Source organism: Pedobacter sp. L105 (genome assembly GCF_009765875.1).
GTDB lineage: Bacteria > Bacteroidota > Bacteroidia > Sphingobacteriales > Sphingobacteriaceae > Pedobacter.
Genome location: NZ_LMUP01000014.1, coordinates 238,248 through 262,961, shown reverse-complemented (window position 1 = coordinate 262,961; position 24,714 = coordinate 238,248). Strand labels below are relative to the sequence as shown.

The window sequence follows — 24,714 nt, the reverse complement described above, 5'->3', positions numbered from 1 at the left end:
ATTGCTGAGGTGACAGCGGAAGTAAAACAATATGACTAATCTAACACCAAATGTAGTGACTTAGTTATAAGTTATTTTAGCATTGGACTACAACTGTACAAAAGCGGCAATGAAACGGGCTTTTTCAATAATGAACTGTATGAGCTGCCAGCGCGATTCTTCAAAATAAATACATAAGCATCCATTTTAGCGAATTTTTTTCCTGATGAAATGTTCAATTTTGCTAAAGAAAGTCCCATTTAGTCTTTCTCTTAAAGTGAATATCAGCAATAACATTTTAGGACAAAATGCCTGCAAATGTACAGGCCTGGCTCGGGTCCAGCCAGGCCTGTACATTAATTTGGTAAAATAAACAGTACTGAATAAGTTTTAAAGTGCTATCGTTTTTTCTTCCGCAGCACTTTTAATAATATTGTCCAGTAGTTTGTGCATAAGAACGCCTTTTTCAAAATCCGGAACAAGCTGCGTATTATTCTTAATATCATTTAACACCGCTTTATAGGTATAGTATAAACCTCGCAGCGGCTGTTCAGGAGCCGTCAATCCTTCTGGTAAAAATTCAGCAGGGATTTCCAGGTCTTGCAGTTTTTGCCCTGTTGGTGCATACCGTACTTTAACCGGTGCTAGTTGGTAATGCCCTATAGTGATTTCCTATAATTTAACGGATTATGCATCGTCTTTAAAGCCAATCATCACCGCATTAAAAGACTGGGGAAAAAACCATAAAAATGTATTATTCAGAGACAAACCAGGCGTTTAGGAGCATTCAGTCTGACCTACTTCATTTTTTATTTATTTCTGATTTCTCTTTGGGCCAAAGCCACGCATAATATACTATTAACGAAGTAATAATAATTTCAATAACGCCTAAATAACAATAAAAAATCATCCATTTTTCAATAGAAGTGCCAACCACTAATAACATCACTATCGTAAAGAATATCCCGAAGATTATATGACTAAGGCGGTTTATTTCTGGCTTAAGCACCAAAGATAAAACGATCATTAAAGGTGGTATTGACAGTAGCACGGCATATGCCAGTAATACCCAGGGCGTGATAGGCCCGGCCCCGGATTGGCCATTTACGAGTCCTTGAATGCGCCCCGGAACAAACAATGAAAAAAAATCGCCATAAATATAACAGAACATCACGGAGATCCACAATGCCGAAAGTTTAATTTTTATATTAATTTTGAAATCCTGAAGCTGATTAGTTTTAGTATCGCTGGGGTTCATTTGATAGCTGTTCTAAGTTTAATGAAGGTATTTGTTTGTCTTTTATTCCTATGATCATTAACCACAGGCAAATTCCTATTTCGCCCAGGCTTGCGGGTAATGTAATGTAGTTGGAAATTATGGTTTTGTCATATCCTGGAAATAGGAAAATTCCTAAAAAATCCAATAAATATCCAACACATCCTGCCATCAAAAGAATGCCTAAAGTTTTCGGCAGGAAACCTGACTTAAATACCAGATAGCCAGAAGGATATAACCAAAGACCCCAAAATATCTGATTGATAAAATTACCTTGCTGGTATAAATTAAGATAAAATAATATTTGAGCAGATAAATGGTCTGCCGGGAATACTTTTAGATAGGTAGCACCCCCTGCAAGAGAAAGAACAGCGAATTTGTTTAACAAATTTATAAAGGATATCGGCACCTGTACCACTGCAAAAACAACCATTAACTTAGCTGCAATGTCATGAACAGGTTTAAACAATTTGTATAAAATAATTGGTAATATTAAAAAGGCCACCCAGCAGATTAATTCACAAAGAATGCCAATTTTAAACAATAATTCTGCATTCGTCAAGTGATGGATAATGATTGAAGGCTCTCCTTTTAGTTTAATGGCTGAAGGCACATATTGAAGGTAAACTGTTCCGCACAGCACCACGATTAAATATATAAAGCCGGCTAATCTTGCCGTACCCTGTCTTCCATTCATTGATTTTTAATTTCTAATTTTGACGAACATCAGATTAAATTGTTACAACAATAATAACTTAAAGCAAAAAAAATACTCAGTAAAATAAGAAGTATAGATATTAAGCAGAAATTTATATTTCACATCGGGAATTTTAAAAATGAAGCGGGCAATTATCGGCACAACACATTCTGTTCTCTCCAAAAAGGGAAAAAAAACATGTTGTAAAATGTCTGATGTTATTGAACGCTGATCTGTTTTCTAAAATAATTATGCGTCTCTAAGCGTAATGGGGGTTCTTCTTTTTCTGTCTTGAATTTTGCGATCAGGTGATCAATGATCAGGTACATTGCAGGCTGTTCTCCAGTTGTAATATCGTAGGTGCTTTTGTATTCAAACCTATAGTACGTTCTACCAATTGCTCCTTTAAAGGATAGATAACTTTATCTCCAACCTTCCCTGTAAAACCATTTTTGTTTATTTTTTGATCTTTCCATTTTTAAGTATTTATATGTTCATAGTTTATTTTTAAGGTTAGACTCCAAACACTTGGATTCTTACAACTTATTTGGTTATATTCTGGTTAATATTAAGTTTGCCTTGAACAAGCCTTGGATCGGCTAATTTTCGGGGTTGGTTCGGCAATTACCCGAACCAACCCCCTATCAACCCCCTACCAACCCCCTACCAACACCCTACCAACCCAAACCGAAGTCAAACCGAAGTCAAAACCATCTCATTTGTGTCTTATCCTGTCTTATACTTGACATAAGTTTACATTAAGAAAGTAAATTACTGATATGGGTTTACAATGAAATTTGTTTTTACTGCCTGTGGTTTACAATGATAAATTTAATTACTGAATACAGATTACACTCGGCTAGTTATTTTACTAAAACAGGTTTACACTCCCCCATTCTTTATCAATACCAAAAAAAATTGCTTGTACAAAAAAACGGGCTGCCTTTATGGGGCAACCCGTTTTTTAATAAATGAATTTGAAATTAGTTAAAGATATATCTTACACCAATTTGTGCCTGCCATCTTGAAATCTGGTCAGTATTGGTTTTATAAGAAGTTGTTAATGGTACTAAGTTAGTAGCATCCAGGTAAGGGAATGCATATTTAGCTTTTCCTGTTGTAGGATCAGTACCCATATATTTCAGGACAGTAGATGATCCATTGTTAAATCCACTGAATGAATTCTGGTACAATCCCCAGTTACGGTTCAGGAAGTTACCCAAGTTGATGATGTTAAATTCAACACGGATAGTATTTTTTGTAGTTCTGTTTTTACCGGCCTTAACAAAGAAATCCTGAGTGATGTTTAAGTCAGCACGTTGGAAGTAAGGTAAAATCACCCCATTTCTTTGTGCAAATTCACCTCTGTGCGAGCTTAGGTATTTATCCTGATTGATAAAGTTATTTAACTGAGCCCAGATCTGATCTGGAGTTCTTAAATCTTTAGCATCAGCAGCAACTAAAGTAATGTCTCCTTTATTTTTAGGGATATACATCAAGTCATTCGTAGCTCCATCACCATTAGGGTCTCCACTGGTAATGTAAGAAACAGCTCCATTATTAGCCCTTTCGAAGAATAAGCCAATGGAAGTAGCATAATTTTTAGCATATTCTTTTCTGTAAGCCAATGAAGCGATGAAACGGTTTGGCATAACGAATGAGCTATTTGACAGATTATCTCCATTTGGATTACCTGCAACTTGTCTGCTGCTCCAGATGGTGCTGGCAGTAGAACCACCATCATTTACATCTTTAGAAACGGTGTGCGTGTAAGCAACATTAGCATAGAAACCGCTTGCGAAACTTTTTTGTAACTGAAAGGTACCAAAGTATGAATAACCTTTATTGGTATTGGTCATATAATACAGACCACTTATAGTTGGATTGGTAGCACTAACAGGTGAGCTGTTAATTGTTGTATTTGCACTGTTGTAACGAATTTGTCCTTCGGCACCTGGTAAAGTAGCATAGCCATCAGAAACTACTAAATTCTCTGTATAAATTGCATTGATGTCTTTTGTGTATGATCCTTCAATAGTTGCAATCACACCACCTGGCAATTGCTGATCTATAGCTAAATTAGACCTCCAGATTTTAGGTAATTTTAATTTGGGGTTAGTTACATCCAATTCATAAGAATTATTGGCTGCAACCGCACCTGTAGGACGGTTAGCATCAACATTAGGATTATAGATCAAACGTGGGTCATTAGGAGTACCTGCTTTAGTAACAGTTCCTGAACTGAACAATGTTCCTCCATTAGAAGCCTGATTAGAGATCCATACAAATGGAGTTAAACCAGCGAATAATCCAGAACCTCCGCGGATTTGTGTAGAGTGGTCTCCGTTAACATCCCAATTAAAACCAATACGTGGCGACATTTGTACTTTGCTTTTAGGCAGGACTGAAGGGTCAACATGTATTCCTTGCTGAAAAGTTATTGCTTCTGCATTAGGATTAGAAGCAAGATCTGTAGGATAATAATTGTAATCTAATCTTAAACCATAAGTCAATACAAAATTATCTGCTGCACGGTATTTATCCTGTCCATATAAACTAAAATTATAAGATTTGATCTTCGCTAATGGTAAAGCACCACCGGCAGCTGAATTACGATAAGTATATGCAGCAGCAGGTAAACCATTCAGGAAATCTGAAGCTGAATTGTAAGTATATAAACCATTATAATCTGGTGCAAATCCATTGGTAAAACTTTGTGACTGATTACTTGTACCAAAGGTAAGCTCATGTTTACCTGCAAAAATGGTCAAATCATCAGATAATTGTCCAATATTAGATGATAATAAGTTACCAGCAGTGTACAATTCATAACCAAAACTGGTCATTGTAGCAGTAGCCGCTGTAGTTACATTGCCTAAATTATCTGAAGTACCATTACCTATATCCACCATAGGTGTGTTTGTGCCTGATAATGAAGTACGGTAATCGCGCAATGCAGAATAACCAACGGTTAATTTATTGGATATGGTATTGCTGATTTTACTGTTCAGCTCTAACATACCAATGTTAAAGTTATTATTGATCTCATAACCTGAACCATAAAAAGGAAGTGTAGTTGTTCCAGGAGCACGGGTTGTACCGTAACCAACTTTATTATTGGTAATTCCCGAATTACTTGCAGGCTGATCTTTGTAAGATTTCAGATAAAAATACTTTGCACTTAAAGTGTTGTTTTTATCAATGTTCCAGTCTAACTTAACTGTAACCTTATCACTTGATGTTTTATAGCTGTAATTTTCATATGGCCCCGGATCATATCCTAAGGTTTTCAGTTTAGCAGAAATTGCATCCAATGTAGATGCGTTGGCTTGTGAAACTGTTCCACTAGCTAAAGCAGATCCTGTGGCTGTATAACTTGTTGCAGGATTGCTTATTCTTTCCTGTTCACCAGAAACAAAGAAGAATAATTTATTTTTAATGATTGGTCCGCCTAAACTAAAACCCCTTGAATTATAATCAAATGGAGTTTTAGTAATATCAGTTGTTCCGGCATGATAACCAGTTAAACCTGTACCACGGCCATAATAATATACTGTACCTTTAATATCATTTGTACCTGATTTAATAACAGTGTTTACACCAGCACCAGTAAAGAAACCCTGACGAACATCATAAGGAGCCAAATCAACCTGGATCTGATCAATCGCATCCAGAGAGATAGGCTGTGAGTTTGTCTGACCACCTAATGAACCTGATAAACCAAAAGAGTTGTTAAATAAAGCACCGTCAACAGTAATATTATTATAGGTACTACTTCTTCCACCAAAACTCAAAGCACTGGTAGAACTTGCAGATGGAGTCAATTTAGTGAAGTCTGATAAAGATCTATTGATGGTTGGCAAAGCATCGATCTGTGCTCTTGTAATCGTTTCCCTTGCACCTGTACGGGAAGAGTTCATTACTTTATTTCCATTACCGGCAATTTTGACTTCGTTCAAGTCTGTAGCACCATCGCTTAGTTTTACATTGATGGCCTGATCCTGTCCGATAGAAAGGGTTAGGTTTTCCTGAATGTAAGCGTTAAAGCCGATATAAGTAATTTTAAGGGTGTAAGGTCCGCCAACTTTAACATTGATTAAGTTGTAACGGCCATTTCCACGGGTGATAACCGAATAAACGGTTCCTGAAGGAATGTGTGTAAGTACTACAGTAGCACCGGGAACCGGGGCTTTTCCGTCTGTTACGACCCCATTGATGGATGCTGTAGTTACGCCCTGCGCGAAGACGGAGCTTCCCGTCCAGACAGTCATAATAAGCAATAAAATTAATAGTAATTGTTTTTTCATACTTGTCGTTAATGTAACCTTTCTGCATTGAAAGAGCACGAAGGTAAAGGTCGTGCATTAAGTTAATGTTAACAAGGGATTAAAGCTAAAATGATTTAATAATTCACATTATTATCTAAAATGCATCAAAAAATTCCATAATTTATATTTTACACAAAAAAAAGTAGCATTTTAAAACAATATTTTAAAATAAACGCCCTAAAAAAGATGAATAAAATGAATAAATCACTGATTTTAACATTATTACTTATTCTTATTTTAACAAAACCAATAAGATAACAAATTAATCTTAAATCTCCAAATTTTTATCAGAATACCTTAAATACTCATTATTATGAAATAAACAATGAAAAAGATGAGAATAAACTTTTTAAAAACACACCCTTAAGTTAAAAACAGTTATTTTTTACTTCATTAGAGAAAACAAATGGGAATACTATCCAGAAAAGTGGTTCGGATTTCCCAAATTTCTCGATACAATTCAAATGTTCTAGATTATACATAAAAAAATCCGGCAGGTGATTGCCGGATCAGTTTAACATTTAAAGAAGTCTGTATGGATATACTTCTGTCTAAAAGACTATAAAACTTAGTTTTTGTGGTTCTTATCTACGTTAGGCAGGTCATCTCCCTTACCAGCAGGTTTCACTTTGGTTAAAGAATCTATTGCAATAGCCATTTTATTGCGCATCAATAATACCGATAATGTTTTCGTTGCAAATGCACTCAACTGAGGATTCTTAAATTTACTGGCGGCGTTAAACAGGTCGATGGTTTTTGCGTGGTCCTGTACCATCATATCCATATAATTCTGATCGTACTCCTGGTTCTGCATTTGTCTCATAGCTGCCAGGTTACTTTGCTCTTTGGCAGGCAATGCGCCCGGCAGTTTGATTCCCAGGTCTACAGCTATTGACTGCAATTCAGTATTGGCTTTGGTATGATCGGTAATCATTTGCTGTGCGAAACTTTTGATCTTCGGATTTTTTGTTTTTTGTGTAGTCAGGTTTCCCAACTCCACTTCCATCATTCCCCCTACTGCTGCCTGCTGTATGAAAGCTGTTTCTTCAGGTTTTAAACGCCCGGTAGCGCTCCTGGCCCGAACCTTTGATGTGCTATCAGTTATCGTAGTATCTCCAGCTACGGTAGTTGTTCCTGTTTGCTGTTTACTGGACGATGAATGACAAGCTTCCAGCGATATTGCTATACCAGCCATTAAGGCTAAATTTTTTATCGTATTCATAGATGACTGTTTATTTACCTTCATTTAACACCTTTAAACCCTAATGGTTTGCCATAATTCAAAAAAGCATCCGGCAAAATCACCTGCTGGTCGATAAAAATTATCCATCTACCGATACATTAAATTTATTTAAAAGCACCACCTTACATTTGGTCAGGAAATTAATTCATCTCCTATCAAAATTAATGTCTAAACGTATTATTACTCTTTGTTACAGAAAAATCATTGATGTAAATTCTACAGGTTTGTGGGAGAGATTAGTTTTTAATGATACCTATACAGAATTTTTGACGCAGGTAAAAAAGTACAATCCGGAGGAGAGGTACAGTAATTTTGCCCAATTGATGCAGTACAATCCGGAAGCAGCCAAACTGCACTTTCTGGTCAGTTCTGCCTGTACAGGTTATTTAAATCAGCTCAATGAACAAATGCCAGACATTTATAATATACTGGGACAGCCATTTCTAACTTTTAAAAGTTTCCATTTTGAAATTATAAATTCTGATATCCATAATAGTTCTTTTCACGAGGTGGCCATAAACTTTTATACCGATTCTTTAGTGTGGCATGAAGCCATTGGCCATTATTTGCTCCTATCAGATAAAAACGCAGGGAATTACAATTTAACAAACCTCGTTCAACTGGTTCCTTATCTAAGCATACATTCACTAAAAACATTACACATCTGATGAGACCATCACCTACAAAAATATTTCTTTCCGACAACCGAAAAGTTCGTCAGTCGGATGTATGTCAGTCATTAAGCACATTTAGTTCGGGGGATGAAAAAAATACACACGCAAATGCTTCCTCCGGGCTTTACGTGCTGGATGACGAAGAACTTGCCGGTAACGCATCCATAGCAATAAAAATTGAAAAAGCCTCTTATATGATCCTGCTTCCGCTTACCGGGAATTTGATTTTTACCAGCCCTGAAGGAGAAAAAATAAGGATCAGGATCGGAGAGCTGAAAGTGCTCAGCCTAACTGCCGGATCTTCGGTTTGGTTAACCAATCCTTTTACACAAGATACAATCAATTATTTAAGGATCTGCATTAGTGCCGACCAACGGTTAAACCCTAATATATCAGCTCTTTTTAGTTTTAACCTGAACAGAAAGCAGAATGAACTGATAGATTTTTACACCCTGTTTTCACCATTTTCTATCAGTATAGGACGTTTTAAAAGCAGGCAGGAAGGTGTTTATTACAAACGGGACCAGCAAAGCAGGTTATTTACCTTTGTTATTGATGGTGCATTCGAATTTGAAAACCGCTTGCTGCTTACACGCGATGGAATGGAAGTGTCCGGTATTGACGAGGTACATTTTGAACCCCTTAGTGAAGGTTCTGTGGTGTTACTGATTGAACGTTTTGTTATTTAGCCATTAAGCTGGAAATGATATTGATGCTTAAGGCTACGATAACCGTGTTAAAAGCAAAAGATACCAAACTGTGCGCTAATGCCAGGTGACGGATCCGTTTTGAATTGATCACCACATCAGAAACCTGAAAAGTCATCCCGATCACAAAAGAGAAATAAGCGAAATCGAGATAGTCGGGCTCTTTTTCCTGAGGGAAATCGAGGCCTTCTAAATAGTCGGACGGAGTTACATCCTCTGTATCTGCCTCATAATAAATATGGGCGTACTTAAATATAAATATAGTATGAACCAGGGTCCAGGAACAGATCACTGCTACCACAGAAAGTAAAACATGCAGGGTAAGCATATTACCCTTTAGATGCTGGTCGGCCCTTAATAAAAGGATAACTACAAAAAGGCTAACCAGTGCAGCAGTCAGCACAAAGAAGAAGATCAGCGATCCGCTGCTGTCCTGCCCTTTGGCAATCTTTTTCATTTCGATAGGATGAACATTGAACACCGTTAACCAGGATAGAAATAAGGTGGTGAGGGCATAACCCAGCCAGCTAATAATAATTTCGGAAGAAGTAGATATTCTTCCGTAACTACATCCAAAAATGATCAGTGCTACAAAAAGGGAAATGAACAATTTATGATGAGCACTCAGCCTCTTGATATTTGAAAATAACATACCTTAATTTAAAATGAATGCGCAATTGTAATCAATTTAAATTAAAATGCAGCACTGACCTATATAGATGTAATTATAGCCCGAATACTAGGCTACTTTAGGCATAAAGTTTTGATAATGCATCTTTAAGCTCTTTTTAAGCAACTGTCTGGCTACATGAATCCTGGTTTTAACAGTTCCAATAGGAATATCCAATTGCTCTGCGATCTCGTGATATTTAAACCCTTCAAAGTATTTTAAAAAAGGGGTATAATATTCTGGTTGAAGTTTAGCTAAGGCTTTGTAGATATCTTCCATCACAAACTTCCCATCGCTCCCGTTTACACTTGCACTAAAATGTAATTTATCTGATGTGATTTCATCAGTAACGGTCATGATAGAATTGGTTTTTGTAGATCTGCGGTAATTGTTGATAAATGTATTTTTCATTATCGTATACAGCCAGGCTTTGAAATTTGTGCCCTCTTTAAAATGAGCTGAATAATTGATGGCTTTTAACATGGTGTCCTGCACCAAATCATTTGCATCTTCAACATCACGGGTAAATGAGATGGCAAAAGACTGTAAAGAATCTTTATAACTGTAAAGCTGATAGTTGAAATCGTTGCTACTCATAATTTTTAGTTTTTCAAGTTAGATACCAGAAGATTTACAATTCACATACCAAAAACAAGGAGCTATAAAATATAATATCTAAAAATTAAACAAAAACTGACAATCATTAAATATACACACCAATAGGTGGCTTTTTGAACAACTAACAAAGAAAACGTGTACATAAAAATAGACACAACCCAACACAAATTGATTCTGAAGAGAATTATTTACGATTTTTAAAACTTTCGGTAACGGTATTACTTTGAATTCGTTTCAATTAACCTTAAAAAATTTGAAATGTTTATTTTTGATTTTCGGCATCTGCCGGATCGGCTTATCCGGACTGGAGAACATATAACTGGAGGGAAGTTAAACTTCCCTCCAGTATATCAAACACACCAATTTGAGAGCGTAATTTAACACAAGTACCAAAGTTTAAACTTGCTTAAACCTAGCTTGACAGTAAAACTATTAAAGAGAAATTTAATATAAAACATTATTACACCAATTGGCTCTTTCCTTACGTGAACAGCTCTTTTCGACCCCTTTTTCGTATGAACCTATTGGTAAATAACCCAAATAATTCGATTTAGTAATGGCGAAAGGCAAAAAAAATGCTTCAGACCATCCGGACTGAAGCATTAACAAAACAAAACTCGATCTAACCAAAATCAAATTATCTTACGCAGGCCTTCATCCCCGCTCTGACGTCAAGGGCGGATTCGAACCGCCGTAAAGGGTTTTGCAGACCCATACCTAACCACTCGGCCACATGACTATTTTAGAAAAAGAGTCAATCTGATTTCTTCTTCATGCAGCAAATATAATAATGTCTACTTAAATAGTAGTATTTATTATATCTTTTTTATTTTCTTATTTTAAGGCATTCGGCAGAAAGGTTTATCTTTATCAATTGCAAATGTCAAACACACCGAACCTATCTGAAACGCCAAAAAATACACAGGACACTTATGTACTGAGCAATTTTAAAATCGCAGACCTCAGTGCTGTATTGATCATGAAACATAGTGCCGGCCCGGCCGATACAGGTGCTACCGGTTATTTAGATCTTTTTCCACAGCACATCTCCATTAACTTCGCCTCTTTTACCGATACCAACAGCCAGATCCATTTTCCTCAGGTGAGCCTGAGAAAAGATCAGGACAACCTGATCCTCTCCTGCCGCTGCGATATGCCAAAAACCAGGTTATGCGATCATCAGGCACGCACGTTATATAACCTGTTGAACAGGCAGGAGCTGCTTATATTTTTTGATGAAAAACTCAGGCATCAAAAGATCAGGACTTTTGCAGCAGCTTATGGATTAGAAAATGAAACCAATCCTGATAATTTCTTCCTGCTGGAATATGAAAACAGGAAAACACAAATCGTTCCTTTAATTAAAGATCTTTTACCGGTTACCAAAGAAAAGAATACGGTACTTCAGGAAATACTGCTGCCCAAAGCCTTGGTTATCCCTAAAAACCATATTGATGAAGAGGAAAACATCAGGAAAATACTGGTGCTCAAACAGCACCGTTATTATTCCCATTTTCAGGTAGACCTGTTATCCTGTGCAGCCAGCGCCAGCGGTAAGCTAAAAAACCCGCTGAAACAGCTCAACGCGATGGATTACCTTTGGGTAACAGAAGATATCAATGCGCTTAAATTTTACACGGCAGTTTCTAAATTTCAGCATAGTTATGAAGCAGAAAAATCAGATCCTGAGATAGAAGGATTAAAAGCACTGGTAAAAAACCCGCTTCAGCTGGAAACCTATTACCATGATTCTACCCTTTCCCCAAATCTAACTACCAGTTCCCTGGTTCCGGTTAAACTTAAAAATCTGGCTATAGAACTCAGTTTAGCCGTACACCTGAAAAATGAATTTTACACTGTCTCTGCAGAACTAATCCTGGGTAATAAAAACCACGACCTGCAGCTGGTCAACATCAAATACAAGTATTTTATATTTTATGATGGTGCCATGCACCTGATTGATGATCCCGACCTGCAACGGGTAATCGATTTTTTCAGGCAGAATAACAATCACCTGGTGATCCATGAATCAAAGTTCGGCAGTTTCCAGGAAGATATCCTGTCGAAACTGGAAAACAAGATCCGTATTAACTATTCTTATGTTAAACCAGCCACGAAAGAACAGCTGATAGAACTTGATTTTGACCAGTCGACAGAACAGATCATTTACCTTTCAGATTCAGAAAACTATGTATTGATCACGCCAGTAATGAAATACGGCAATGTGGAGGTACCTGTACTTTCCAGGAAACAAATCCACACCAAAGACCACCTGGGAAATGTTTTTACTGTTACCCGCAACCAGGAGAATGAATTAAAATTTATTACTGCACTGGTACGTCAGCATCCACATTTTGAAGAGCAGCTGGACAAAGATTGCTTCTATCTGCATAAAAAACGTTTTTTAGACCAGGGATGGTTCTTAACGGCCTTTGAAGAATGGGAACAACAGCAAATTACGGTACTGGGCTTTAGCGATCTTAAAGGCAATACGGTTAACCCTAATAAAGTTAAAATAGCCATAACGGTAAAAAGCGGGCTCAACTGGTTTGACACTTCTTTTGAGGTGAAGTTTGGCCTGCAGAAAGTTTCCCTTAAACACCTGCACCGGTCTATCCGCAACAAAAGCAAATTTGTTAAACTGGGCGATGGAACCCTGGGACTGCTTCCGCAGGAATGGATAGATAAATTCACCAAATATTTCAATTCAGGTGAAATTGAGGAAGAAACTATCCGCACCCCAAAGGTAAACTTTTCCGAAATCCACGACCTCTATGAAAACGAAGTACTTTCTGCAGAAGTAAAAATGGAACTTTCTACCTATAAAGCTAAAATAGCAGGTTTTAAAAATATTGAAAAGGTTGAAGTTCCGCAAGCCCTGAATGCCACCCTTCGTGATTACCAGAAAGAAGGACTCAACTGGCTCAATTTTCTGGATGAATTTAGTTTTGGCGGCTGCCTTGCAGATGATATGGGATTGGGAAAAACCATTCAGATTATTGCTTTTATCCTCTCACAAAGGGAAAAAGGACATCATAACACTAACCTGATCGTGGTGCCCACTACATTGATCTTTAACTGGCAGTCGGAAATTGCCAAATTTGCACCCGACCTTAAATTACACACGATTTATGGTGCAGACCGGTTAAAAGAAACAAATGAGTTTGATGCTTATGAAGTAATCCTGACTTCCTATGGTACCCTGCTCTATGATATTGGCTGGTTGAAAAAATACCATTTTAATTATATCTTTCTGGATGAATCTCAGACGATAAAAAACCCTGAGTCGTTGCGTTATCATGCAGCACGCCTGTTACAGTCGCGCAACAAGATCACCATTACCGGTACCCCGATAGAGAACAATACTTTTGACCTCTACGGACAACTCTCCTTTGCCTGCCCCGGATTATTAGGCAGTAAACAGTTCTTCCGCGATCATTATTCTACGCCTATTGATAAGTTTAAAGATAACCGAAGGGCTATTGCTTTGAAAAAGAAGGTGAGCCCTTTTATCCTGCGCAGGACAAAAAAAGATGTAGCTAAAGAACTGCCCGATAAAACGGAGATGGTTATTTACTGTGAAATGGGTGCAGAACAAAAAAGCGCCTATGATGCCTGTAAAAATGAATACAGAAAATTCCTGCTCGAAGAAAAGGAAGAAGATATGGCCAAACATACCTTACATGTTTTAAAAGGTTTAACCCAGCTGCGCCAGATCTGTAATTCCCCGGCATTACTCAATGACCAGCTGCTGCATGGCGATCATTCATCCAAGATCAGTACGCTGATGGAAGAAATAGGGAACCACTCCCCTCAGCATAAGATATTGGTTTTTTCGCAATTCGTGTCAATGCTCGACCTGATTAAAAAGGAATTGGAAACCAGAAATATCCCTTTTGAATACCTGACAGGAAAAACCAGGAACAGGGAAAAAAGGGTTGAAAACTTTCAGGACAATGCTGACATAAGGGTTTTCCTGATCAGCCTGAAAGCTGGCGGAACAGGTCTCAATTTAACGCAGGCGGATTATGTTTATCTCGTAGATCCATGGTGGAACCCGGCAGTAGAGAACCAGGCCATAGACCGCAGTTACCGCATCGGCCAGAAAAAGAATGTCGTGGCGGTAAGGTTAATCTGTCCGGATACCATCGAAGAAAAGATCATGAAACTTCAGGAACACAAAAAGGAATTGGTTAATGACCTGATCCAAACAGATGCATCCCTGTTCAGGTCGCTTTCCAAAAACGACCTGCTGGGATTGTTTAGTTAAACCTAAGCTGCATGAAATAATTCAGCCTTGATTGTTTAGTTAAATTTATATGTTACAGACTGCTCATTGATCTCAAAAACAAGTTCATGCTGAAGTCCTGAAATATCTGTGTAATATTTGCCCTTTGCAAAAGAAGGCAGGTCTTTTTTGCTGACCTGTGCAAAATAACTTTGAAAAGCTTTGTTGAGATCTTCATCGGCCTCTGGCGCATCAACCAATGTTTCTTCCGGTAGCGCATCTGATTGCATATTGTCTAAGGCCATAATCACAATATCAAAATACCAGGGATTGGTCAGTTTCATCGCTTCAATCGCAAATCCATCTACAAAACCCAGTAAATTATGCCTGAAGCTCGTTCCTTCATCCATAAAAAAGCGAAGACCTGTAGATTTGGTCCATTCTGCCCTTTCACCGGTATCTTCGTTACTGCTGATCCCGTAAAAAGCGACCAGATATTCCAGGGAACCTGTTTTTATCTCTTCTTCATGGTTTATATTTTCATCCAGTATTTGTTGCGAAACACTTTGCATCAGCTGGTCAAAATAGGTGGTGCTCCCGGTTAAGCTCATTCCCGAAATCCCTACGCCAGGTAAACCGGCACATCCCCTTCTGGCAATAGTTCCATTCTTGTAGATTTTGATGTTCAGCGCTTCATCAGCACCCGATTTTACCGAAATTAATATATGTTCGACTTCAGATTTGTCCATTCTGTTTTTTTTATCTGCTAACGCAGGATATCCCTGCGATGCAAAATTAACTCAAATTCGTCAGAAATACTTATTTTAAAATTTAGCCTTACCGCTGATCTTGCTGGACTGGCAGGCGTTAAATACCCCTAAAGCACCATTGGAAATATTACTGATCGGATTAGCTGGCGTAGCGGCATCCTGGGCAATGGTAGTACTCAGTGTTCTGAAGTACGTGTATACCCCTTCATCTACACACTGCAGTTCTGCAGTTAATGTATCACCGCTATGGATGATAGGGTTGCCTGAATCGCTGGAAGTATCATAATATAAGGATGTATTATAGGTCCAGCCATCTGTAGCCTGGTCATCTTTTACATAAGATCCTTTAATGAGCGTACCGTTTACCGACTGCCTGATGCGGTAATAATTTCCTTTACCCACCGGATCTGTAAATACGGGCACCATATAGATCTTGGTGGCATCCAGTGCCGAAGGCTCAGTAAGCAGCCCTGTTAGTTTCACCGCTTTTGTAGGGATAGTAGAGGTAGAAGTATAAGTTTTACCGGCCAGCGTTACCGTAAGCAAATACGCATGCCCGCCGGTACCTTTGGTGGAAGAAGTTAAGTATAATCCGGAGCCAATATTATTCAGCGTTTCAGCAGTTCCTGCAGTAAGGTCGCTGATCATTACCTTCGCATCGTCGCGCACAGTGAAAGTATTGTTATCTGTAAAATTTGCAGATTCTGTAATGGAAACCTGATAAGGTCCTTCGGCCGTGGTGATCTCCCCTTCTATAACGATCCGTGCCGTTGTATCGTCCAGTTTAACATCGATCACCTTATCACAGGAACAGCAGCAAATAGTGAGTATGGAGATATATAATAGGCTTATCCTGCGTACCATAAGATTAGAATTTGAAATTGTAAGACACCGATGGAACATATTTAAACAGCGAAGTTTGAACCGCTTCGGTTCGGGTAGCGTCATTAGGATTTTGCTTAAAGGTGATCACATAAGCATTGGCCCTTCCGTAAGCGTTGTATACCCCAAAATTAAGTTCTGAAGAGAAGTTCTTACGCTGTGCCAGTTTCCAGGTTGCACTCAGGTCCAGACGGTTATAATCGGGCATCCTGTAGGCGTTCCGCTTGGTATACAAAAATACCACCTGGTTATCTACATAATATTTACCGCTTGGAAAGGAAACTGCATTACCGGTATAATAAACAAAAGTTGCCGAGAGCGACCATTTCTGATTAAGCTGATACATGCCCACTACAGAAATATCATGGGTCCGGTCCTGCCTGGCATTGTACCATTCGCCATCATTGATCCCATCGATCTTTAATTGTGTGCGGGATAATGTATAACCTATCCACCCGGTTAAACGACCGGTTTTTTTGCGGATCAGCAGTTCCAGCCCATAAGCCCTGCCGCGGCCAAACAATAACTGCGGTTCAATGGGGTCGTTACTTCTCACATTTGCCCCGTCTTTGTAATCCACTTCATGCTGCATGATCTTATAATACGTTTCAGCACTGAACTCATAGGCATTATCACTCAAGTTTTTGAAATACCCTACCGATGCCTGATCGGAAATCTCTGGCTTAATGTAATTATTGGTTGCAATCCATTTATCTGTAGGGCTATCCGCAGCCGAATTACTTAGCTGATGGATAGATTGTGTGTTCCTTGCATAAGACAATTTTAGGGAAGAAGAATTATTGAGCTGGTAAGCCATTGAAAACCTTGGTTCGAGGTACAAATACGTTTTAACAATCTTTCCCTTTGCGTAATGCAGGGTATCCGTAATGTCTCCCGCGTTGTCAAGATTATAAAAATTAGTTTCGCCGCCCAGTACAGAAAAAGCACTTAAACGCAATCCATAATCGATCTTTAATTTGTCGGATGCTTTCCATTCATCATTGATATAAGCTGCGTTTTCCAGGCTATAGGTATAAGGCTGATTGGTCAGCGTGAGGTCGCCACTGTATTCTCCCGGCCGGATGGTATGGTAAATAGAGCTGACACCCATTTTCCAGGTATTGTTTGAATTGGGATAAAAGCTAAACTCTTCCTTAAGGCTCCAGTCTTTGATCTGGGAAGCGATGTGCCCGGAATAGGTATCTGAATTGTTCAGGTCGATATTGTACTTGTAATCACTGTAGATCAGGGAAGTATTGGAGAACAATTTAGGACTAAACTGGTGGTTCCATCTTAGCGTTCCGGTTTTATTGCCCCATTGCAGACCAAAAAGACCACCTAATCCCAAATTATCCTGACCTACATAACCAGATAAATAAACTTTATCATCTTCCCCAAACTGGTAATCGGCTTTCAGGTTGATATCATAAAAATACAGGGAGCTTTTTTTAGCCACTGAATCGCTGCTGGCTTTTAAAAAAAGATCGATATAGGTACGTCGGGCGCTGATCAGGAATGAACCTTTGTTTTTCACGATAGGCCCTTCTACTGTTAAACGCGAAGCTATAATTCCAATACCACCATTTACACTGAATTTCTGATTATTACCATCGTTCATTTTCACATCCATTACAGAAGACAAGCGTCCGCCAAATTCTGCAGGCGTGTTACCTTTATAAAGGGTTACATCTTTTATCGCATCAGAATTGAAGGTTGAGAAGAAACCCAGTAAATGGGAAGGATTATACAAAACCGCATCATCCAGCAGGATCAGGTTCTGGTCTGCTGCGCCGCCCCTCACATAAAAACCACTGCCGCCTTCACCAGCAGACTTTACACCTGGAAGCAGTTGTATGACCTTAACCAGGTCTTTTTCTCCAAAAATTACCGGCACCTGTGAAATTTCTTTCATGCTGAGCCTTTCCACACCCATTTTTGCGTTGCTTACATGCTCGTTTTTCGGCGCATTGGAGATTACCACTTCGTTCAGGTTATTATCCTGCGAAGCTAGTGTTACTGTATATTTAATATTTTTTGTAAGGGAAACATGCTGCTCATCAAGGATATAACCTACCGATCCAATCTGCATCTGGTACTCTCCTTCCACTGCAGTTAAAGAAAAGAAACCATACTCATTGGAATTTGTACTGCGGCTTGCAGGACCTTCTAAATGAATAGTTGCACCAATAAGTGGCTCTCCTGTAGCTTTATCTTTAACATATCCGCTAATGGTATGTTTTTTCTGAGCACTAACCTGAAAAACAGCAAAAAAAAACAACAAAGGTGTCAGGCACAGTACTCTTATAATCATAGGTAAACAGGAGAATCGGAAGATATGTGCGAACGTACCAAAAATTAAGCCACAAAAAGCCTAAAAAAGGTTAAATTCCAACACTATAACGTCTCCAAGTACAATCTGATCGCCTTTAGATAAGGAATATCCTATTTGTGTAGAATTAAGTTTAAACATCGATTCATCCTTGGCCGTTCTGATTTTTGTTTTGTTTCCCGGAGGCACCCCGCCTTCATCAGCGTATAGTTTATAGGAACCTGATTTTTCATCCCATTCAATATGGGCATGCTGCCTGCTGATAAATTTATTATGTTCATCATCCGGAAAAGCAATGGTATTGATCCTGAAAGAACCATCATTGGCCTGGATATGATTTTCCCGGCCAATATTTATCCTACCCTGCCGGGGATCGAGCATATATTGTTCTTCTTCTGCCCTGCCTTTGATTACAGTAATGCGGGCCTGGCTATCGGTTCTTTCCGCTGTTACCGAGGCTTTTGCGGTTTTGGCTTTAAAGATCAGCCCCGCCTTTAGCCCTTTTCTGCGGAGGGCATTTTCAGGCAGCTGATCAGTAAATAATACTTCCAGCGCCCATCCCTTGGGCAGGTCAAGGGCAAAGTTATCAGCTATCCGCTGCACCTCTTCCTTCAATTTTTCAGGCGTTGTAGTATATAAGGCCGTTTGATAAAGGAAATGTTCATCTGCACCGGCATCCACATATAACTCCATTACTGATAAGGCATACCCTTCGGCACCATCCAGCTTTTGTAGTTCTTCTTTTACCAGCTGCAAAATGGAATCGCGCAGTCCCTTAGCATCCTGGTTATTATTCTCTGTATTCTTTTTAAAAAAATCAAACATCTCTTTTTTTTAAGCTATCAATTAATACTTTTCAGGTATCCCTTTTCTACAAGAATTGGAATGATCTTTTCTCCGGCCAGCCTTACCGCATCAGATGAACCACGGGTAGCTTCTATCCGGATACATACTACCGTATAACCAGACCCGTTACCATTTGGGGCAAAAAACACATACCAGCCGTCATTCACCTTTTTCATCTTCACCATCCGCTCTGGTGTTCCCGTTTTCCCTGCAACCGACAGGCCAAAAAGCCCTGCTTTACCCGCACTTTGTTCTATCATATATTGCTTCAGCAAATCTGCCGCCGCAGGATCTTTTGCCAGCACAGTCCCCTCTTTTACATTAATGGTAGAGTCATTCAGTTTCAGCACATAACGGTTAGGCACCAATGTTCCACGGTTGGCAATGGCCGATGCCAGTCGCGCTACCGAAGCCGGTGTGGCAATCAGCTCTCCCTGTCCCCAGGCCATTCCGGAAACACCTGAAGCCCTGTTCCTGTAAATATTATCCGGGTCATATGCACTTTTAAATTCCGTTCTTCTCCAAAGATCAAACCAGCGCTGCTCCTGATCAGTGTGAACAGATTTCCTGCCATAATAATAACCGCCAACCCCATGTAAAAACATCCCTGTTTTGAGGTAAAGCTCTCCCATAGGTTCCTGCAAATGCTGCTGGTTGGCCAGTTTGATAAAGTATACGTTATTTGATTTCACAATAGCGCGTTCCATATCAATATTACCCGTTTCATCAGGTTCGGGTCCACCAGTACGAATGCGCTCATTGGCCTTCACCTGGTAAGTCTGCTGTGCTGCACTGATGCCCAGTTTGTTAAATGCGGCCATGGCCGTTAAGAGCTTTGCAGTAGAACCTGGCTGAGTGGCGGTGGTAAAACCGGGGTCAGCAAGGGTGGTCCAGGTAGCCAGCTTATTCTGATCTGAGGTGCTCATCGTAAGTTCCTCCCAATTTTTTAACGGCGGCAAGGGATACATGGCCGAAGCCAGTACATCGCCTGTATTGGAAGCCATCACCACAACAGAAACCCTGTTATGCTGCAAATCAGGATCTGCGGCAAGCGCGCGCTGGATATGCGTTTGCAGATCTGCATCCACGCTCAGTTTCACATCGCGGTTACGCTTTTTAAAAGCTGCAATTTCTGTCGTATCCAATCCGGAGATCAGTAATGGTGCCAAGGCAGAATAATCCTTTTTCAGTACCGTCATTTCCTTTGGTCCCCGCGGCAGAAAACGGTCTTCCTGGTAATGGGAGGCCGTCATGGCATAACTGGTTACAGGCATTTTAAAGCCTCTGAGTTCCGCAGCATGTTCATACTCTGCGAAATAACCATTAATGCCTCCGCTAAATACACCTGTATTGGCATCTCCTGTCCAGAAGAAAAGTTGTTCTTCAAAAGGATAATAACGGTTTACCCGTTTGTGGACTGCCGAATCCAGGTCGTAAGCCAGTACGCCGGCATCCCTCAATTTTTGCTCCTGCTGCTTAACCAGTAAAGGGTCGCTGGTAGCCAGGATCAGTCCTGAGCGGTCATAGACATTGCCTGCTGCCAGTTTCTTCATTAAAATTCCGATCCGAGGATTATAGCTAAACATACGGCCGCCACTTTTGTCGGCTACCAAAGCAGGTTTCACAATCCAGGATTGATTGTTAAAGCTATATCTGGAAACATTGATGATCAATAAAAGGATAGCTGCACAGGCAGCCAGCAAAGCCGGCACCAGATTTTTGTCCTGCTGCTGCTTTAAATATTTCATTTGCACTTCTGTTCCCCTGATGGAAGAAACAGACAGTAAAAATCCCGCCGCTACAAAATTGATCACCAGCGAAGAACCGCCATAACTTTCAAAAGGAAGTGATACGCCCGACAAAGGCAGTGCACCGATAGAACCTCCAGCAATCAGTAAGAACTGGATAAATGTACAGATACCAATACCCGCACTGACATAAAACAGGAAAGGTGTACCGGTTTGCCGGCCGATGATCATTGCCCGATGGAGGTAAATCAGAAAGACAATAAAAATACAGGAGATACCTGTCCAGCCAAACTCTTCACCCATGGCGGGCAGGATCATATCGGTATGTGCCTCCGGAATAGTTTTAGCAAAACCTTCTCCCGTTCCCTGCCCTGTAATTCCGCCGCTGGAAATTGCCCAGAGCCCATTGGCTACCTGATCACCACCATACACCTCGTTGTTCCATGCATCCTGCCAAATGGCTTTCCTGTCGGACAACCTTGCTACCGGACCAGGAATAACTTTATCCAGGTAAGGGATTTTATCTATGGTTAAAAATGCGGTGATCACTATCAGCGCCATGACTGCCGATTCACTGACGGGTTTACGCCTCACAGAATGAATAATGAAGAGCACTACAAAAGTAACCAGTGCATCCAGCCATACGTTATGTAATAACCAGGCGACCAGCACATATAAAATAACCGCTACAGCCATCTCCATAAAATCGCCCCTGGAGAAAGAGAAGAGCATAATAAATGTAAAACAGATCACAATGGCGGGGCCAAGATCACCCAGCATTAAAAACAGGAACAGCGTAAATAAAATCGCTGCCAATGCAAAGGAAAAAAATTGCCAGCGTTTTTTCCAGCTGGAATAAGCAGAAATAAATTGCTCGTTCAGCGCAAAAAAACCTGCTAAAAATAACACAACGATATATTTTACCAGCTCGCTGGGCTGTATACCTAATAAATTTACTTTTACCCCACTACCTTCTGGCCCGGCTCCAAACAATAAGGTTGCAGCCAGCAGCACAGCAGCCAACGCTATCCATGGCCATCCATTAGCAGCCGATCTGTCCTGAAACACAAACAAGCGGTATAATTTTGAATCCGCGGTAAAGCGTCTCAGATTAACAAATAATAATATAGCTACCGCAGCAATACCCAGGTATAAAAACAGCAGGGAATCAATGGCCAGGAATCTATCGCGCACCGGGTCTTGTAAACTCAGCAGCGTGAGAAAAGATAAACCTGTCAGCAGCATCAGCAAAGGCAATATGAGCTGGTCGGCTTCGGGAAAGCGGATAGATAACAACAGGTGCAGCAATAAAAATGCTACGAGTAACCCTCCTGCAATCATCCAGTAACGCAAATTGAATTGAGCCGGTGTACGTACAATTAAGGCACCGTCATTTTTAAGCAGCGTAAAATCTTTGGAAGAAAGCAACCTGATGGTATGCGGTGCTTCAGTGAAGTTCAGCGTTTTAGTGCCATTCAGTTCCTGCACTCCTTTCACCTGTCCAAATTCATAACCGGGTTTTAACGGAATAACTTCATAGGCTTTCCCTTTTGGTAAACCGGTAAAGCGGTATTTTCCATCGGCATCGGTACGGGCATAAGCTGTAAACGGTTTACTGTCTACGCTATCGAAAGGTAATACCGTATTTAGCCGGATCAGCACACCTTGTACTGCGTCTCCTTTATAGTTGATACCGCCTTTAACTACCCCTTCGCCCAGGCCCATATCTTTTACAGCCGATAAATTTGGAGGCGAGGTCAGCTCCTGCTGAAACCGCTTTTCATCGTTACCTGTAAAACCGAGTAATTCGCGTGACAATGCCACCCTCTTTTTGAAAGAAACACCGCCTTGTCTGTCTGCATCTTCAGCCAGTATATTAAATTTCCGCTTATTCAGGTCGCCGATGTTGGTGAATGTTTCTCCCGGCAAGTGCTGTGCAGCGATCACCGAAGCAATTAATGCCCTATCCTGCTGATCTTCAAAATAAAATCCCTTGGCCAGCAGCAGCTGCACTGCTTTCGCAGGATCGGCTGCATTCAAATTGACGATTGTTCCATCGGTAAGCCCCTGGTCTACAGCTTTCATCCTTTCCTGTAACAGACCAAAAAGCCTGACAAACAAAATGATGAATAAAATTGTGATGAGGCCTAAAAATATCCTTTCCTGTTTTCTCCCAGGTTTTCCCTGCCGTTGATCTGTCATAATTTTCTAAGCAGCGAATCTGCCAGGTATGGTCTTTTAGACATCCGGCCGTTAATAAATGAATGGTCAGGAAATTGAAATGATACCTGCAAAGGATATTTACAATTGTTAAACCGCACGTTCTTTAGCTCGGCTGCATTTTTATAAGATACGATACCTGTTTCAAAATTTTCCAGCACCAGCTGATTGATGACTATATATTTGCAATTGGAAGACAGTGTAACTGCCGGTCCTTTATAAGCTGAATCCGGCTGAAAAATGATCGGGCCTTTTGTTTTGATCACCAATGTATCTTTATCAATAGTAAGCGACTGACTTAATTTAACAGGGTTTTTAAATTGATCTGCTGAAAGCAGTAGAGTATCGCCCTTTAGTTTTAACAGCATATCCCGGATCAGTTTTTCTTCCGGATTGGATCCTGGCTGATGAACAGCCACCACTGCCGCTGCTGGTTTAACACTACCTGGCGGTTTTAATAATAACCAGATCGAAGTAGCCAGAAACAGTACACACAATATTGATAACAATAGCAGTAACCCATTGTGGTTTGCTGTTTTACCTCTCGTTTCCTCTTGTTTAATTGCAGCTGAAGATGGATAGTTTATCACCGAAGCAGGGCTTTCCTTTACTGGAGCTAAAGGTTCATTTACACGGGTTTTAGCTTCCTGCACTGGAATTAGGGTTTTCTCCGCAGGAGCGGTAGCTTCCGTTAGGGGGCGCGAAATATCATGTAACACTGGTGCTTTGTCATTCATGGCAAGTACTACCGTTACATTATCTTTACCACCGGCGTCATTTGCCGCTTCAATCAGTTGTTTTCCTTTTACAGTAAGCGCAGCATCTGTACCGAGAATAGTGATGATGCCCGATTGAGGTACCATATCCGTTAAACCATCACTGCAGATCAGGATCAAATCAGCAGGAAGAAAAGGCGAAGACCCTGTTTCACAATAAGCATCTGAAATTTCTTCAGTACTGCTTAATCCGAGGGCCTGATTGATCTGGTTTCTCCTGGGGTGCTGCATGGCAGCTTCTTCGGTTAAACGCCCGGAATCTTCCAGGAAGCCAACAAAAGACTGATCTTTTGATAGCTTAACCAGGGAGTTATCCCTAAACAGGTAAAGCCTGGTGTCACCAACATGAATATAATGCAACAGATTGTTTTCACGGTCGATTACAGCCAATGTGGCTACACAGGCCATATCTTCCAGTTTTGGGTCCAGCAGTTTCCTGGCCAGGATCTCTTCATTGGCCAGGCTAAAAGCGAGGGACAGCTGGGTGATCACATCTGTTCCAATGGAAGTTAGTTCTGTAAGGATCACCTCTTTTGTAATGGCTGCCGCTACCTCCCCCCCCTCATATCCGCCTACGCCATCAATTACACCGGCAATCAAAAACTGCCCGTTCATTACTTCCTGTGCGATAAATACATCTTCGTTATTGTCCCTCACCTTACCGGTGTCAGTAATTCCAAATAGATGATCAGCCATTATCTTGATGATTTTTTAATATCCGCA

17 protein-coding genes and 1 tRNA gene are annotated in these 24,714 nt (G+C 40.2%); 4 read left to right on the top strand and 14 right to left on the bottom strand.

What is annotated here, in order from left to right; all coding sequences use genetic code 11:
- Nucleotides 1-369: 369 nt before the first annotated feature.
- A complete protein-coding gene (locus GSQ84_RS24185; protein ID WP_158799951.1) occupies nt 370-543 on the bottom strand; it encodes a hypothetical protein in 174 nt (57 codons plus the stop codon).
- A gap of 100 nt (nt 544-643) precedes the next feature.
- Between GSQ84_RS24185 and GSQ84_RS28505 the strand changes: the two genes are divergently transcribed.
- Nucleotides 644-760 (top strand): winged helix-turn-helix transcriptional regulator, encoded by a 117-nt coding sequence (locus GSQ84_RS28505; RefSeq protein WP_158799950.1) that lies wholly within the window; start codon nt 644-646, stop codon nt 758-760.
- A gap of 21 nt (nt 761-781) precedes the next feature.
- Here GSQ84_RS28505 and GSQ84_RS24175 read toward each other — a convergent pair whose 3' ends face one another.
- From GSQ84_RS24175 to GSQ84_RS24160, 4 genes are all read right to left on the bottom strand, one after another.
- Entirely contained in the window at nt 782-1,237 is a 456-nt protein-coding gene (locus tag GSQ84_RS24175; protein ID WP_158799949.1) for a DUF6326 family protein, read from the bottom strand.
- Entirely contained in the window at nt 1,218-1,952 is a 735-nt protein-coding gene (locus GSQ84_RS24170) for a DUF4386 domain-containing protein (RefSeq protein WP_158799948.1), read from the bottom strand. Before GSQ84_RS24170 ends, GSQ84_RS24175 begins: the two co-directional genes overlap by 20 nt.
- A 983-nt stretch (nt 1,953-2,935) precedes the next feature.
- Complete coding sequence (locus tag GSQ84_RS24165; RefSeq protein ID WP_158799947.1) at nt 2,936-6,259, bottom strand: TonB-dependent receptor; 3,324 nt, start codon at nt 6,257-6,259, stop codon at nt 2,936-2,938.
- Between the two features lie 589 nt (nt 6,260-6,848).
- On the bottom strand, nt 6,849-7,502 hold the full coding sequence (locus GSQ84_RS24160) for a DUF4142 domain-containing protein (protein ID WP_158799946.1): 654 nt from the start codon (nt 7,500-7,502) through the stop codon (nt 6,849-6,851).
- Nucleotides 7,503-7,687: 185 nt separating this feature from the next.
- Here GSQ84_RS24160 and GSQ84_RS24155 point away from each other — a divergent pair, with 185 nt between their 5' ends.
- On the top strand, nt 7,688-8,191 hold the full coding sequence (locus tag GSQ84_RS24155) for a hypothetical protein (RefSeq protein WP_158799945.1): 504 nt from the start codon (nt 7,688-7,690) through the stop codon (nt 8,189-8,191).
- Nucleotides 8,191-8,886: a hypothetical protein gene (locus GSQ84_RS24150; protein WP_158799944.1), complete on the top strand. Its 696-nt coding sequence runs from the start codon at nt 8,191-8,193 to the stop codon at nt 8,884-8,886. Before GSQ84_RS24155 ends, GSQ84_RS24150 begins: the two co-directional genes overlap by 1 nt.
- On the opposite strand, the gene GSQ84_RS24145 is transcribed toward GSQ84_RS24150, so the two are convergent.
- From GSQ84_RS24145 to GSQ84_RS24135, 3 genes are all read right to left on the bottom strand, one after another.
- On the bottom strand, nt 8,879-9,556 hold the full coding sequence (locus GSQ84_RS24145) for a DUF1345 domain-containing protein (RefSeq protein ID WP_216849024.1): 678 nt from the start codon (nt 9,554-9,556) through the stop codon (nt 8,879-8,881). The two genes, GSQ84_RS24150 and GSQ84_RS24145, sit on opposite strands and share 8 nt — an antisense overlap.
- Before the next feature lie 87 nt (nt 9,557-9,643).
- On the bottom strand, nt 9,644-10,171 hold the full coding sequence (locus GSQ84_RS24140; protein ID WP_158799943.1) for an RNA polymerase sigma factor: 528 nt from the start codon (nt 10,169-10,171) through the stop codon (nt 9,644-9,646).
- Between the two features lie 689 nt (nt 10,172-10,860).
- A tRNA-Cys gene (locus GSQ84_RS24135) sits at nt 10,861-10,931 on the bottom strand.
- A 141-nt stretch (nt 10,932-11,072) separates the two neighbouring features.
- Between GSQ84_RS24135 and GSQ84_RS24130 the strand changes: the two genes are divergently transcribed.
- Nucleotides 11,073-14,462, top strand: coding sequence for a DEAD/DEAH box helicase (locus GSQ84_RS24130; RefSeq protein WP_158799942.1), 3,390 nt, complete (start codon nt 11,073-11,075; stop codon nt 14,460-14,462).
- A gap of 35 nt (nt 14,463-14,497) precedes the next feature.
- Here the strand turns inward: GSQ84_RS24130 and GSQ84_RS24125 are convergent, their stop codons facing one another.
- The 6 genes from GSQ84_RS24125 to GSQ84_RS24100 form a co-directional block, all read right to left on the bottom strand.
- The gene (locus tag GSQ84_RS24125) at nt 14,498-15,169 is read right to left on the bottom strand and encodes a hypothetical protein (RefSeq protein WP_158799941.1); all 672 of its coding nucleotides are present in this window, start codon (nt 15,167-15,169) and stop codon (nt 14,498-14,500) included.
- A 75-nt stretch (nt 15,170-15,244) separates the two neighbouring features.
- A complete protein-coding gene (locus tag GSQ84_RS24120) occupies nt 15,245-16,054 on the bottom strand; it encodes a DUF4249 family protein (RefSeq protein ID WP_158799940.1) in 810 nt (269 codons plus the stop codon).
- A gap of 4 nt (nt 16,055-16,058) precedes the next feature.
- Nucleotides 16,059-18,383 carry a TonB-dependent receptor gene (locus GSQ84_RS24115; protein WP_158799939.1) on the bottom strand — a complete coding sequence of 775 codons (2,325 nt, stop codon included), beginning with the start codon at nt 18,381-18,383 and terminating at the stop codon, nt 16,059-16,061.
- A gap of 60 nt (nt 18,384-18,443) precedes the next feature.
- Nucleotides 18,444-19,226, bottom strand: a complete 783-nt coding sequence (locus tag GSQ84_RS24110) for an FHA domain-containing protein (RefSeq protein WP_158799938.1) — start codon at nt 19,224-19,226, stop codon at nt 18,444-18,446.
- A 17-nt stretch (nt 19,227-19,243) separates the two neighbouring features.
- Complete coding sequence (locus GSQ84_RS24105) at nt 19,244-23,197, bottom strand: FtsW/RodA/SpoVE family cell cycle protein (protein ID WP_158799937.1); 3,954 nt, start codon at nt 23,195-23,197, stop codon at nt 19,244-19,246.
- Nucleotides 23,194-24,687 carry a PP2C family serine/threonine-protein phosphatase gene (locus GSQ84_RS24100; RefSeq protein ID WP_158799936.1) on the bottom strand — a complete coding sequence of 498 codons (1,494 nt, stop codon included), beginning with the start codon at nt 24,685-24,687 and terminating at the stop codon, nt 23,194-23,196. Before GSQ84_RS24100 ends, GSQ84_RS24105 begins: the two co-directional genes overlap by 4 nt.
- Nucleotides 24,688-24,714: the final 27 nt, after the last annotated feature.